Source organism: Hypericibacter terrae, assembly GCF_008728855.1.
GTDB lineage: Bacteria > Pseudomonadota > Alphaproteobacteria > Dongiales > Dongiaceae > Hypericibacter > Hypericibacter terrae.
Map to the genome: position 1 here is coordinate 4,553,233 of NZ_CP042906.1, position 12,772 is coordinate 4,566,004.

At 67.3% G+C, this 12,772-nt stretch carries 11 protein-coding genes; 3 read left to right on the top strand and 8 right to left on the bottom strand.

Annotation, left to right across the window (positions count from 1 at the left end; all coding sequences use genetic code 11):
* Window positions 1–63: 63 nt before the first annotated feature.
* Window positions 64–1,074, top strand: a complete 1,011-nt coding sequence (locus FRZ44_RS20965) for an IS30 family transposase (protein WP_151176077.1) — start codon at window positions 64–66, stop codon at window positions 1,072–1,074.
* On the opposite strand, the gene rarD is transcribed toward FRZ44_RS20965, so the two are convergent.
* Window positions 963–1,979 carry an EamA family transporter RarD gene (rarD, locus tag FRZ44_RS20970; RefSeq protein ID WP_151179007.1) on the bottom strand — a complete coding sequence of 339 codons (1,017 nt, stop codon included), beginning with the start codon at window positions 1,977–1,979 and terminating at the stop codon, window positions 963–965. The two genes, FRZ44_RS20965 and rarD, sit on opposite strands and share 112 nt — an antisense overlap.
* A gap of 201 nt (window positions 1,980–2,180) precedes the next feature.
* On the opposite strand from rarD, the gene FRZ44_RS20975 reads away from it, so the two are divergent.
* Complete coding sequence (locus FRZ44_RS20975; protein ID WP_151179008.1) at window positions 2,181–4,247, top strand: molybdopterin-containing oxidoreductase family protein; 2,067 nt, start codon at window positions 2,181–2,183, stop codon at window positions 4,245–4,247.
* A gap of 185 nt (window positions 4,248–4,432) precedes the next feature.
* Here FRZ44_RS20975 and FRZ44_RS20980 read toward each other — a convergent pair whose 3' ends face one another.
* Together FRZ44_RS20980 and FRZ44_RS20985 are read right to left on the bottom strand one after the other, a co-directional pair.
* The gene (locus FRZ44_RS20980) at window positions 4,433–5,167 is read right to left on the bottom strand and encodes a hypothetical protein (RefSeq protein ID WP_151179009.1); all 735 of its coding nucleotides are present in this window, start codon (window positions 5,165–5,167) and stop codon (window positions 4,433–4,435) included.
* A 104-nt stretch (window positions 5,168–5,271) separates the two neighbouring features.
* Complete coding sequence (locus tag FRZ44_RS20985; RefSeq protein WP_151179010.1) at window positions 5,272–5,868, bottom strand: tetratricopeptide repeat protein; 597 nt, start codon at window positions 5,866–5,868, stop codon at window positions 5,272–5,274.
* Window positions 5,869–6,012: 144 nt separating this feature from the next.
* Between FRZ44_RS20985 and FRZ44_RS20990 the strand changes: the two genes are divergently transcribed.
* Window positions 6,013–7,098 carry a M14 family metallopeptidase gene (locus FRZ44_RS20990; RefSeq protein ID WP_191908222.1) on the top strand — a complete coding sequence of 362 codons (1,086 nt, stop codon included), beginning with the start codon at window positions 6,013–6,015 and terminating at the stop codon, window positions 7,096–7,098.
* Between the two features lie 110 nt (window positions 7,099–7,208).
* Here FRZ44_RS20990 and glcF read toward each other — a convergent pair whose 3' ends face one another.
* The 5 genes from glcF to FRZ44_RS21015 all read right to left on the bottom strand — a co-directional run bounded on the left by glcF (window position 7,209) and on the right by FRZ44_RS21015 (window position 12,675).
* Window positions 7,209–8,519 (bottom strand): glycolate oxidase subunit GlcF, encoded by a 1,311-nt coding sequence (gene glcF, locus FRZ44_RS20995; protein WP_151179012.1) that lies wholly within the window; start codon window positions 8,517–8,519, stop codon window positions 7,209–7,211.
* A 7-nt stretch (window positions 8,520–8,526) separates the two neighbouring features.
* Window positions 8,527–9,768, bottom strand: a complete 1,242-nt coding sequence (locus tag FRZ44_RS21000) for an FAD-binding protein (RefSeq protein WP_151179013.1) — start codon at window positions 9,766–9,768, stop codon at window positions 8,527–8,529.
* 6 nt (window positions 9,769–9,774) lie between these two features.
* Window positions 9,775–11,262, bottom strand: coding sequence for an FAD-linked oxidase C-terminal domain-containing protein (locus FRZ44_RS21005; protein ID WP_225308719.1), 1,488 nt, complete (start codon window positions 11,260–11,262; stop codon window positions 9,775–9,777).
* A 165-nt stretch (window positions 11,263–11,427) separates the two neighbouring features.
* Window positions 11,428–11,553 carry a type B 50S ribosomal protein L36 gene (gene ykgO, locus FRZ44_RS21010; protein WP_151119403.1) on the bottom strand — a complete coding sequence of 42 codons (126 nt, stop codon included), beginning with the start codon at window positions 11,551–11,553 and terminating at the stop codon, window positions 11,428–11,430.
* Window positions 11,554–11,709: 156 nt separating this feature from the next.
* Complete coding sequence (locus FRZ44_RS21015; protein ID WP_191908223.1) at window positions 11,710–12,675, bottom strand: SAM-dependent methyltransferase; 966 nt, start codon at window positions 12,673–12,675, stop codon at window positions 11,710–11,712.
* Window positions 12,676–12,772: the final 97 nt, after the last annotated feature.

Here is a 12,772-nt window from a genome sequence, read left to right on the forward strand (position 1 = left end):
GCTGGATCAGGATGGGTCCGCTGAATTTTCAAACGAAGTGCAACACCAGATTAGGGTGTTGCCATGGGAACAAAATACACTCAGCTCTCGGCCGAAGAGCGCGCCATCCTTGCCAGCCTTCAGGCCAAAGACCACTCGATCCGCCAGATCGCTGCAGCTCTGGATCGCCCAGCATCGACGATTTCTCGGGAGCTGAAGCGAAACACCGGCCGTCAGATCGGCTATCGGGCCGTCTACGCCCAGCAGCAGACCCGGGCCCGGCGCTGGCGAGGCTCGCGTCTGGAACGTGACGCCAAGTTGCGCCGGCAAGTCCTCGACGGCCTGAAGAAAGGCTGGTCGCCCGAGCAGGTCTGCGGCTGGCTCGAACGCCAGCAGGGCCGGCACGTCATCAGCCCGGAGAGCATCTACCGCTTCATCCAGGCCCAGATCACCCGCCACAAGGACTATCGCTGGCGCCATTACCTGCCCCGCGCCAAGAGCAAACGCGGCCGCCGCGGCCGCAAGGGCGGCAGCTCGGCCCTGCACATCCAAGATCGTGTTTCCATTGCAGAAAGACCCGCCGCCGTCGGGGACCGTTCGGTCGCCGGCAACTGGGAAGCCGATCTCATGATGTTCACCCGCTACGGCCAGGCCCTCCTCGCCTTGCATGAGCGATCCTCCCGCCTGCTCATCGTCGGCCGGTCCAACGGCAAGCATGCCGAGCCGATCGCCGACGCTATCGCCAGCTTGCTCGGGCCTCTGCCCCAATCCCTGCGCCAGACCATCACCTTCGACAATGGCACCGAGTTCGCCCGTCACTACGAGCTCCACCGCCTCGATATCCAGACCTTCTTCTGCGACCCCTATGCTCCCTGGCAGAAAGGGGGCGTCGAAAACGCCATCGGGCGATTGCGCCGCAACATCCCCAGAAAAACCAACCTCGACACCCTCACCACACGCCAACTCTCAAATCTGGTCCGCGCCTACAACAACACCCCGCGCAAATGCCTTGACTGGCACAGCCCCGCTGAAATCTTCTGCAGCCAAGTGTTGCACTTGGAGTGTGAATCCATCTCCCCGCTTTCGCGGGGATGACTGATGGAGGGCACCGTCCGCGCGCGCAGCGAGTCCGCGCTGTAGATCGCGATCGCGGCCCACACACAGCCGAACGTCACCAGATGTGCCTGGGTGAAGGGCTCGCCATAGACGACGACCGCCAGCAGCAGCTGCAGGGTCGGCGAGAGATACTGGCAGAAGCCCAGCGCCGCTAACCGCAACCGTCGGGCGGCGGCCGCGAACAGCAGCAGGGGCACCGCCGTCACCGGGCCGGCCAGGATCAGCATGAGATCGAGATGGCTCGAGACCATGCCGAAGCTGCCGGCGCCGATGGCCGCCAGATAGATCAAGAGCCCCAGCGCGAAGGGCAGCAGCAGCAGCGTCTCGACCATGAGCCCGTCGAGGCTCTCGGCCGCCACGATCTTGCGCAGGAGCCCATAGACGCCGAAGGTCACCGCCAGGCTGAGCGCAAGCCAGGGAAACTGGCCATAGGCGATCGCGAGATTGAGCACGCCGGCGCTGGCGAGGCCCACCGCCGCCCATTGCCAGGGGCGCAGGCGCTCGCGCAGCACGAAGGTGCCGAGCAGCATGTTGACCAGCGGATTGATGTAATAGCCCAGGCCCGATTGCACGATCTGCGCGCTCGCCACCGCCCAGATATAGAGCGACCAGTTGGTGGCGAGGATCAGGGCCGTCAGCATCAGGATCGAGCGGGCGCGCCGGTTGCGCAGCACGTCGGCGACATTCGGCCAGCGCCGCGCCAGGACGACCAGGATGACGAGGAAGGGCACCGACCAGACCACGCGGTGCGCCAGCACCTCGATCACCGGCACCGAGGCGACCGTCTTGAAATAGACCGGGTTGAGGCCCCAGAGGCAGAAGCAGCCCAGCGCATAGAGCGCGCCGATCAGCGTCTTGCGCTCAGGATGAGGATCGCGGGTCACGGAAATGGCGAAGGGCCGGATGCTGAGGAACGCGAGCGGCGCGTCGGCAACTGTGCCAATTCAGGACCGCTTTGGGATGAAACGCCGATCCTAATCGAGACTCGTCCGTCTGGCGAGCCGGCTTGCCGCCACGGCACTCCTGCCCCTAGACTCGGGCATTGCCGCTCAATAGACGGCGACGCGGCAGGAGAGGGCCCTTCCATGGCCGACGAAAAGACCATCATCCGCACCACTTGCCCGCGCGATTGCTATGACGCCTGCGGCATCGCGGTGGTGCGCCGCGGCGATCATGTGAAGGTGCTGGGCGATCCCGATCATCGGGTGAGCCGCGGCGCCCTCTGCGGCAAATGCGCGATCGCCTATAACGGCGCCTGGCGCGATCCCCGCCAGCGGGTGATGCAGCCGCTGAAGCGCGTGGGGCCCAAGGGCGAGGGCGAGTTCCAGGCGATCTCCTGGGCGGAGGCGCTCGAGATCGTCGCCGGCCGCCTCAAGGGCATCGTCGCCAGGAGCGGCCCCGAGCCGATCTTTCATTGCCATTACACCGGCACCTGCTCGCTGCTGGCGACCGCCTTCCCGATGCGCTTCTTCAACAAGCTCGGCGCCAGCGAGGTCGAGCCGGATTCGATCTGCAATCTCTCGGCCCATGCCGCCCTCGGCTATATGTACGGGACGTCGAGCCTGGGATTCGATCCGCGCATGGCCAGGGACGCCGGCTGCATCATGGTCTGGGGCGCCAACCCGTCCCATTCGGCGCCGCATGCGCATAAGCATTGGCTGAAAGAGGCGCCGGGCCAGGTGATCGTAGTCGATCCCGTCCGCCACGCGACCGCGGTCGAGGCCGATCTGCATCTGCAGCCTTTCCCCGGCAGCGACGCGGCACTGGCCTTCGCCATGCTGCATGTGATCCGGCGCGAGGGTCTGCTCGACCGCGACTACCTCGCGCGCAACGCCATCCGCTGGGAAGAGATCGAGACGCAGCTCGATCCCTGCACGCCCGCCTGGGGCGAGGCGCAGACCGGCGTGCCGGCCGCGCTGATCGAGCAGGCGGCGCGGATTTATGCAGGCGGGCCGTCGCTGCTCTGGCTGGGCCAGGGCCTCTGCCGCCAGCCGCAGGGCGGCAACATCTTCCGCGCGGTGGGGCTCCTGCCGCCGGCGACCGGCAATCTCGGCAAGCCCGGCGCGGGCTTCCTCTTCCTCAATGGCGGGGCGCGCAAGGGCGTCGATGGCGGCGACATCGAGGGTGCCGATCTGCGCACGCGGCCGCGCAATGCCGTCAGCCATATGGATCTCTGCGAGACGCTCGAGGCGCCGGACAAGATCCAGGCGCTGATCTGCTGGAACATCAACATCGCCGCCTCCAATCCGGACCAGGCGAGGCTGCATCGCGCGCTGAAGCGCGAGGATCTCTTCACGGTGGTGATCGATCTCTTCCGCACCGACAGCGCCGAGCTCGCCGACATCGTGCTGCCGGCGGCGAGCTTCCTCGAGTTCGACGACATCGTCTCGTCCTACTTCGACCTGACGCTCTCGGCCCAAGCCCGCGCGATCGCGCCGATGGGCGAGGCGTTGCCTAACCAGGAGATCTTCCGCCGGCTTGCGACGGCCATGGGCTTCACCGAGCCGGCGCTGACCGAGCCCGACGCGCCGATCCTCGATCGCGTCGCGAAAGCCTGCGGGGTCGCCGGCGGCTTCGACGCGCTCAAGGCGAAGGCGACGGTCGATGTCTGGGAGACGCCGGTTTCGCAATTCGCGGACGGCAAGTTTCCGACCCCGTCGGGCAAGATCGAGATCGCCAGTGCGGCCGCGGCGGCCGACGGCCATCCCGCGGCCCCGCAGGCCACCGTCGATCCGCGCCCGGCGCCCGGCCACTACCGGCTGCTCTCGCCCGCCTCGCCCTGGCTGATGAATTCGAGCTACGGCAACGATCCGGCGATCCAGGCCAAGATGGGGCCCGAGCGCATCACGATCCATCCGCAGGACGCGGCGAAGCTCGGGATTCAGAACGGCGACCGCGTGCGGCTCGAAAACGAGACGGGGCGGCTGGAGATGAATGCCGAGGTCGCCGCGCTGACACCGCCCGGCGTGCTGCTGGGCGCGAAGAGCCGCTGGCCCAAGGCGCTGGGCGGTCACGCCAACATCAACAGCCTCAATCCCGGCCAGAAGAGCGACATGGGCGAGAGCTCGGCCGTCCATGGCATCGAGGTCCGGCTGGTGCCGCTGGGTCGCGGCGTGGCGACCTCGGTCAAGGCCGCGGTGCCGGCGAAGTAGTCAGTAACTCAGCCGGCAAATCTCAGCCCCTTCCCTTGCGGGAGGGGCGGCGAGCGTAGCGAGCGGGGAGGGTGCTTGCCGCAGACGACCTAGTAAAGAAACTTCGCTTCCCGGCCCAAGACCTCGTTCGCAGCACCCCTCCCCCTACCCCCTCCCGCAAGGGAAGGGGGTGAGACTTTTTCTTTTCACTCTCCGCCCGATTCCTGGATCTCCAGCGAATCGATGCGGTGCTTGAACTCGTCGTTGCGGCTGGTGGCGCCGTCGCCGCTGACGATGGTGCCTTCGGTCAGCTTGGCCGGGTCGATACCCATGGCCTTCAGCTTGGCCTTGGGCGGCAGGAACAGGTCATGTTCCTCGTCCAGCACGCGGATGACGATCAGCGTGTAATCCTTCTCGAACGCCACGCGCCGGATCGGGCCGCCGATGTTGAGGTTCGTATCGGTGTCGTAGGCGCTGTCGGGCTCGGGATCGTCGTTGGCCGCGCGCTTGATCGCATCGAGGTTCATGCCGAAGATCTGGCCGGTGATGGCCCAGGTCCCGCCTTCCTTCACGAAGTCGGTCTGCATCTCGACATGGGCGAGCTTGCCCTCGTCGTCCAGCATCTCGCTGACGGTGAAGAGGCTGGCGGTATGCGCGGCCTTGTCCTCGGTCAGCTTCTGGACCGCGAAGCTCTTCGGCGCCGTCTTCTGCATCCAGTCCGCCGCCATCTTGCGTTTGTCCGGATCGCTGCCGATCTCGTCGCTATAGAGCTTCTGCTGTTCCTTGGCGAAGAAGCCAAGCGCCTTGTCGATGTCGCCCGCCTTCTGTGCGTCGTAGTAGCCCTGAAGGCGCTGGGTCAGAATCGTCTGCACGTCGTCGGCCTCCGCTCGGGTGGTGACACAGAACGCCATCAAGGCAAGCGCGATCCAGAAGGGACGCATGATCCGGCTCCAGAATGAGGGGCGGAGTGTGACATGCGCGGCGCGAGCGCGGCAAGACAGCCCGAGGATTTCTGTCCGGGACCCGAGCGGCGGCGGAACGCCGGCTAAATCGATTTGTCCTGCAGCTGCTTGCGCAGTGTGTCGGCGTTCATGCGGGCGCCCTGCATCAGGGGATAGACGTCGAGGGCCCGCTCGAAGGCGTCGAGCGCCTGTTCGGTATGATTGAGCTCGACCTGGACCAGCCCCAGGCCGGAGAGCGCCCCGAAATGGCGCGGCTCGAGTTCCAGCGTGTGGCCGATCTCGTCCAGCGAATCCTGATAGTCGCCGGTCAGGTAGTGGACCGTCGCGAGCTTGTTCCAGCCTTCCGCGAAGTCCGGTGCGATCTGCGTCACTTTCGTGAAGGCGTCGATCGCCATCTTGAAATCCGACGCGGACATGGCAGCGACGCCGCTGTTCATCAGCTTGAGCACCTCGGGATTGTCGGAATGGAACCACAAGGTCCAGATCAGCCCCTCGACCTGCTGCGCGGCGCCGGGATCGGGCGCCTTCTTGAGCAGATCGAACAATTCCGGCAATCGGGGATCCTTCTGATCCGCGAAGGCTGCGCCCGGTGCCAGCAGCGCGACGGCGAAGAACAAGCCCAGAGCCGCCGCCCACCGCCGCCATTGGCTGAACCGGTTGGATAATGAAAGGCTTGTCATCGTTCCGCGCCTCGCGATCCCGCGTCTCCCTGCCCTTGAGTATGGCCCTCGTCGGGCCCGGCTCCAACGGCGGCAAGAGCCCTTGCCGCGCCCTCCGCGCTGGTCGAGAGTGTCGCCCACCCTGCCCTTTTCGGGAGACCGGTTTTGGCCGCATCGACTTACTTTTCAGCCCATTATGCCGAAGCCCGCGGCAAGTTCCTGGCCGCGGCCAAGGCCGCCGGCGGCCGGCTGACCTCCCATCAAAATCCCGCGAGCGGGCCGGAGGGCGCGCCGCTCTTCACCGACATCGCGCGCTTCGGGCCCGAGCGGGCCGAACGGATCCTGCTGATCAAGTCGGGAACTCATGGCGTCGAAGGGTTTCTGGGATCCGGCATCCAGGTGGGACTGATCGAGAGCGGGGCCTTGCGCGATCTCCCCGCCGGCGTCGGCGTCGTCGTTCTGCACGCGCTCAATCCCTTCGGCTTCGCCTGGCTGCGGCGCACCAACGAGAACAACATCGACCTCAACCGGAATTTCGTCGATCACGCGCGGCCCCATCCGCAGAACCGCGCCTATGAGGAGCTGCACAATTTCATCTGCCCGCGCTCCTGGACGGTTGGGCAGCGCCGCGAAGCCGACGAGCGGCTCTATGCCTATGGCTCGCAGCATGGCGATGCGGCGCTGCAGGCCGCGATCACGGCGGGGCAGTACACGCATCCCGACGGCGTGTTCTATGGCGGCCTGGCGCCGAGCTGGTCGAACCAGCTGTTGACCCGGCTCTCGGGCGAGATCGCGCGCGAGGCGCGCCAGGTGGCGGCGATCGATCTCCATAGCGGCCTCGGGCCCTATGGCTATGGCGAGATCATGAACGGCCACGCGCCGGGCCTGCCCGGCTTCGCGCGCATCGAGGACTGGTTCGGCGGCGAGGCGACCTCCTATGCCAGCGGCGATTCCTCCTCCTCGGTCCTGACCGGCGACACGCTGACCGGGATCGAGCGCGCCATGCCCGGGGTCCCGCTCAGCGGCATCACGCTCGAATATGGCACGCTGCCGCTGAAGGGGATGATCGACGCCGTGCGCGCCGACAACTGGCTCCATGTCCATGGCAAGCTCGACTCCGAGGAAGGCCGTGCGATCAAGCAGCAGATCCGCGACGCCTTTTACCCCGACCATGACGACTGGAAGAACGCGGTGTGGGAACGCGGCGAGGACGTGACGCGGCGGATGCTGAAGGGGTTGGCGGGGAGCTGATTTCTTATCTCCTCCCTGCGCCCCTCCTCATTGTCATCCCGCGAAAGCGGGGACCCATCCTGATCCAGTGCAGCGAACGTCACCATGGGCCCCCGCTTTCGCGAGAGTGACTACGGGAGGCCTGCCGGCTTCGGCCCGCCCGTGGCCCAGTCCAGCAGCTCGACCGTGTGCAGCACGGGCTGTTGCCCGTAGCGGGCGATCTGGACCATGCAGCCGATGTTCCCGGTGGCGACGATGGCCGCGCCCGTGGCGGCGAGGTGGCCTGCCTTGCGCTGGCCGAGCTGCGAGGCGATCTCGGGCTGGAGCAGATTATAGGTGCCGGCCGAGCCGCAGCAGAGATGGCCCTCGGCCGGTTCCTTGACCGCGAAGCCCGCCGCCGACAGCAGATCCACCGGCGGGCGTTTCACCTTCTGGCCATGCTGCATCGAGCAGGCCGAGTGATAGGCGACGTCGAGGCCCGGCCGATAGTCGGGTGCGGGCGCGCTCATATCGAGGCCGAGCTCGGCCATGAATTCGGTGATGTCGCGGGTGAGCGCGCTGATCGCGGCCGCGCGGTCCTTCCAGAGCGGGTCGGTGCGCAGCATGAAGCCGTAATCCTTGATCACCGTCCCGCAGCCCGACGCATTGACCAGGATCGCGTCGAGCGGGCCCGCCGCCATCACCCGCTCCCAGGCGGCGATGTTCTGCCGCGCGCGCGCCAGCGCCTCCTCTTCCGCGCCCAGATGATGGGCCAGCGCGCCGCAGCAGCCCGAGCCCGGCGACGGCGCCAGCTCCACGCCATGGCGCGCCAGCAGCCGCTCGGTCGCGCGGTCGATCTCGGGCGCCATCGCCTGCTGCACGCAGGAGCCCAGCATGGCGACGCGCTTGCGCGCCGCACCGCCGGTCATGCGCGCGCGATCGAGGCTCGGCGCCGTGGCGGCACGCGCGGGCCGCGGCCGGCGCGCCGGGATCATGTCGGCCAGCGCCTTGAACCGGCCGGGCAGACGCTGCAGCAGGGGCTTGAACAGACCGCCCAGCATCAGCGCCGGCCCGAACAGATAAGGCTTCGGCAACAGCCAGCGCAGACCGGCGCGCATCAGGCGGTCGCCGCGCGGACGCTCATAGGTTTCCTCGACATGGGCGCGCGCGATATCGACCAGATGCATGTAATGCACGCCCGAGGGACAGGTCGTCATGCAGGAGAGGCAGGAGAGGCAGCGGTCGATATGGAGGGTCGTGTCCCTGTCGGCCGGCTTGTCGTTCTCCAGCATGTCCTTGATGAGATAGATGCGGCCGCGCGGGCTGTCGAGCTCGTCGCCCAGCAGCACATAGGTCGGACAGGTCGCGGTGCAGAAGCCGCAATGGACGCAAGCCCGCAGGATCTTCTCCGCGGCCTCGTTGTCCGGATTGGCCAATTGCGAGAGAGTGAAATGGGTCTGCATCGATTCCCTAGCCCATCCGCCCGCGATTCAGAATCGCCAAGGGATCGAACGACGCCTTGACCCGCCGGCTCAGGGCCGCGAGCGCCGGCGCTTCCGGCTCGAACACCGGCACCGCCTGGCGCACGGCAAGTTCCGCGCGGATCAAGGTCGCGTGGCCCGCGGGCGCGCCGCCCTGCCCCTGCAGCGCGCCGCGCACGATCGCCGCATGGGCATCGGGCGCATGAGGCAGCGCCAGCCAGATGAGGCCGCCGCCCCAATCATAGAGGTGACGCGCGCCCGGACGCGCGCTCTGGATCGCGGCGACCACCCGCGGCGCCTCGCTGGGCGGGACCGAGAGCCGCCAGAGCGGCATGCGCGGATCGAGCCGCGCCGCGGCAAAATTGCTCACGTCGCGGATCTCGCGCCAGAGAGTCGCGGATTCGGCCGGCTCGAGCGTGAGCGTCGGGGCGCCGAAAGATTGCAGCCAGGCCGCCAGCGCGCCGACGCGATAATTGACCGAGGCGGGCGGCCCCTCGACACGCAGCGCCGTGACGCCGGCGCCGGTCTCGGCCACGCGATCGACCGCGCTCAACCCCGCCTCGCCCGCCGGCAGATGCGCGGCACCGGAAATTTCATGCGGGCTGCCGAGCGCCACCGCCATCGCCTCGATCGCGCGTGCGTCGTCGAGTCCCACCAGCATCAGCGTACGCGAGATCTCGGGCGCCGGATGGACGCGCACCGTGATCTCGGTCATGACGGCGAGCGTGCCATGCGAACCCGCCAGCAATTTCGGCAGATCGTAGCCGGTGACGTTCTTGACCACGCGGCCGCCGGCCTTGAAGACCTCGCCCCGACCCGACACCGCGACAAATCCCAGGAAATGATCGCGCGCGGCGCCCGCCTTGAGCCGGCGCGGGCCCGCCAGGTTGCAAGCGACCGCCCCGCCGATGCTGCCGCTGCCGGCGGGGCCGCCATAGAGCGGCGCCAGATCGGGCGGCTCGAAGGCGAGGATCTGGCCGCGCTGCGCGATCACCGCCTCGATCTCGGCGAGCGAGGTGCCGGCACCGGCCTTGAGCACCAGCTCGTCGGGTTCGTAGAGCTGGATGCCGGCGAGCCGCGACAGGTCGATCACGGCTTGCGCCTCGACCGGATTTCCCAGCTCGCGCTTGCTGCCACGGCCCAGGATCTCGAGCGGGATCGCGCGCTCGGCCGCACCGGCCACGGCGGCGCGAAGCTCCTCGATGCTCAGGGGCCTGATCGTCTCGATCATGGGAATTCAGAATCGCGGCAGATCGGGATGCGGCAACCGGCCGGCATGGATATGCATCCGGCCCAGCTCGGCGCAGCGATGGAGCTCGGGGAACACCTTGCCGGGATTGAGCAGGCCGCCCTCGTCGAAGGCGCATTTGAGGCGCTGCTGCTGGGCGAGATCGGCCTCGTTGAACATGACGCCCATCAGGTCGCGCTTCTCGACGCCGACCCCATGCTCCCCCGTCAGCACGCCGCCGACCTTGACGCAGAGCTTCAGGATGTCGGCGCCGAAGGCCTCGGCCCGCTCCAGCTCGCCCGGCTGGTTGGCGTCGTAGAGAATCAGCGGATGGAGATTGCCGTCGCCCGCATGGAAGACATTGGCGCAGCGCAAGCCGTAATGCTCCGACATCCGGCGCATCTCGGTCAGGACGCGCGGCAGCTCGCGGCGCGGAATGGTGCCGTCCATGCAGTAATAGTCGGGCGAAATGCGGCCCACGGCCGGAAACGCCGCCTTGCGGCCGGCCCAGAATCGCAGGCGCTCTTCCTCGGTCTGGCTGACGGCGATCGAGCTGGCGCCGCGCTCGCGCGCGATCGCCTCGACCCGCGCCTTGAGCTCGTCGACCTCGGCCCGCGGCCCGTCCAGTTCGATGATCAGCAGCGCCTCGCAATCGAGCGGATAGCCGGCATGGACGAAATCCTCGGCGGCATGAATGGCCGGCCGGTCCATCATCTCCATACCGGCCGGCACGATCCCGGCGGCGATCACCGCCGAGACGCAATTGCCAGCCTGCTCGTTCGTCGGAAAGGCGACCAGCAGCGCGCAGGCATGTTCGGGGCGCGGCAGGATGCGCACCGTGACCTCGGTCACGACGCCGAGCAAACCTTCCGAGCCGATGACGATGCCGAGAAGATCGTAGCCGGCCGCGTCCAGATGCTTGCCGCCGAGCCGGATCACGGTGCCGTCGATCAGCACCATCTCGACGCCCAGCACATTGTTGGTGGTGAGGCCGTATTTGAGGCAATGAACCCCGCCCGAATTCTCGGCCACATTGCCGCCGATGGTGCAGGCAATCTGGCTCGAGGGATCGGGCGCGTAATAGAAGCCGAGCCCCTTGACCGCCTCGCTGATGGCGAGATTGGTGACGCCCGGCTGGACCACGGCGCAGCGATTGGCCGGATCGATATCGAGCACGCGGTTGAAGCGGGCCATGCCGAGTAGGATGCCGTCGGCCAGCGGCAGGGCGCCGCCGCTGAGGCTGGTGCCGGCCCCGCGCGGCACCACCTTGATGCCCTCGCGATGACAATAGGAGAGGACCGCGGCGACCTCGGCCGTCGTCCGCGGCAGCGTCACCAGCAGCGGCAACTGCCGATAGGCGCTGAGCCCGTCGCTCTCATAGACCCGGCGCATCGATTCCTCGACCACGATCGCATCCGGCGGCAAGATCGTGCCGAGCGCCGCCGCGATGTCGCGTCGGCGGCGGATCGTGGCCTGATCGGGCTCCGGCATCTTCAGGGACATGAGAGGCGTTCCGCTTCTGACCGTTGACGGCACTCTGGCCTCAGCCGCGTTGTGCCGCAAGCGAGCCGGAATCGACAACGGCCGCTGATGCGGCCGTGCGAGTCAGTCCAAGATCAGGAAACGTCGAAGACCGGCGCCCTGATGAAAGGGCGCGGCGGATCAGCCCTGGCGGGCCTTGAACCGCGGGTTGGTCTTGTTGATGACGTAGACGCGCCCCTTGCGCCGGACGATGCGGCAGTCCTTGTGGCGCTTCTTGGCCGACTTCAGCGAATTGACGACCTTCATGATGGCGGTCCTTGCTAGGCAACGTCTCGAGGTTTCGGAGGCACAGCTCCGGCGGGTCCTTTAGGGGCCCTCCGGTACCGCGCGAAGCGCCGGACCATAGTGGGGCGGCCGGAGCCTGTCAACCGTCGCGGGATGCGGCGATCGATCGTCCCTAACCTACCAGTCCGACAGCATTTTATCGACGCCGGTCTTGAAGGCGTGGAAGCGGAAGAAGCCGATATCGCCGCTGTCGATGGCGGCCACCCGGCGGGTCCAGAGGGCGACATGCTGGGTCAGGGGCTCGGCCATCCGCGGATCGCTTTTGAGGATCTCGGATTTGTCGAGCAGGTCGGCCAGGCATTTGATGACGTTGGTGCGCACCAGCTTGGTGAGGTCCTCGCTGACCCGCAGGTCCAGCCGGCGTTCCGCGCAGGCGGTCTGGTATTTCTGGACGGTCCAGGGATCGGCCGCCACCGGCTCGCCGGGCTGCCAGGCCATGTAGGTGGGCCGCATCTCGCTGGTCGAACCGGTGCGCACGAAGTCGGTGAAGAGCAGCTGGCCGCGGGGCTTCAGCGCCTTCTCGACGGTCTGCAGCAGCCGGTTCTTGTCCTTCACCCCGTAGAAGATGTCGCGCGAGAAGATGCAGTCATAGGCGCTTTCCTTCAGCTCCAGCATCTCGGGATCGAACACCGAGATCGGCGCCTTTTTCCCCAGCCCCGCCATCACCGAATATTCCATGGCGGCGCGGGCGAGCTCGGAGTCCTGCTCGAAGCCGGTGATCCAGAGGCCGAATTCCTGATGCAGGGCGCGGGTGAAGCCGCCGAGGCCGGCCCCCAGCTCGGCGACCGTCATGGTCGGGTCGAGGCCGCAGGGCTTGGCCAGCCACAGGCAGAAATCCTTGTCGCCCGGCACGGCGCAGCCGGGGCCCCAGATGGTCTGCAGCACTTTGATCCGGGGCGTTTCCCACTCGAAGGCGGGTTTCTTGTCGATCTTGGCCCGGCGGACGGTGTCCTTCTGGCCGGGGGTTTGCTTGTTCCTCTCGGCCGAGGCCACGTCGTCCAGCTCCACGCCTTCCCACCACGCCTTGAAGCGCTGTTTGAAGGGCGGTCGGGACTCTCGGGGTACGGCGGCGGTGCTGGCCATTCGGGCAATCCTTCGGGGGTTCCTGTATCCCCCGGACCCGTTTAAACCGTGGTTAAGTTCGCCCTGCATTCGCAGCAATTTGGCGGCTACAGCCTTT

Excerpts from the sequence above, each read along its gene's own strand:
- FRZ44_RS20965 (WP_151176077.1), top strand. The coding sequence starts at position 64 with ATGGGAACAAAATACACTCAGCTCTCGGCCGAAGAGCGCGCCATCCTT.
- FRZ44_RS20975 (WP_151179008.1), top strand. The coding sequence starts at position 2,181 with ATGGCCGACGAAAAGACCATCATCCGCACCACTTGCCCGCGCGATTGC.
- FRZ44_RS20980 (WP_151179009.1), bottom strand. The coding sequence starts at position 5,167 with ATGCGTCCCTTCTGGATCGCGCTTGCCTTGATGGCGTTCTGTGTCACC.
- FRZ44_RS20985 (WP_151179010.1), bottom strand. The coding sequence starts at position 5,868 with ATGACAAGCCTTTCATTATCCAACCGGTTCAGCCAATGGCGGCGGTGG.
- glcF (WP_151179012.1), bottom strand. The coding sequence starts at position 8,519 with ATGCAGACCCATTTCACTCTCTCGCAATTGGCCAATCCGGACAACGAG.
- FRZ44_RS21000 (WP_151179013.1), bottom strand. The coding sequence starts at position 9,768 with ATGATCGAGACGATCAGGCCCCTGAGCATCGAGGAGCTTCGCGCCGCC.
- ykgO (WP_151119403.1), bottom strand. The coding sequence starts at position 11,553 with ATGAAGGTCGTCAATTCGCTGAAGTCGGCCAAGAAGCGCCACAAGGAC.
- FRZ44_RS21015 (WP_191908223.1), bottom strand. The coding sequence starts at position 12,675 with ATGGCCAGCACCGCCGCCGTACCCCGAGAGTCCCGACCGCCCTTCAAA.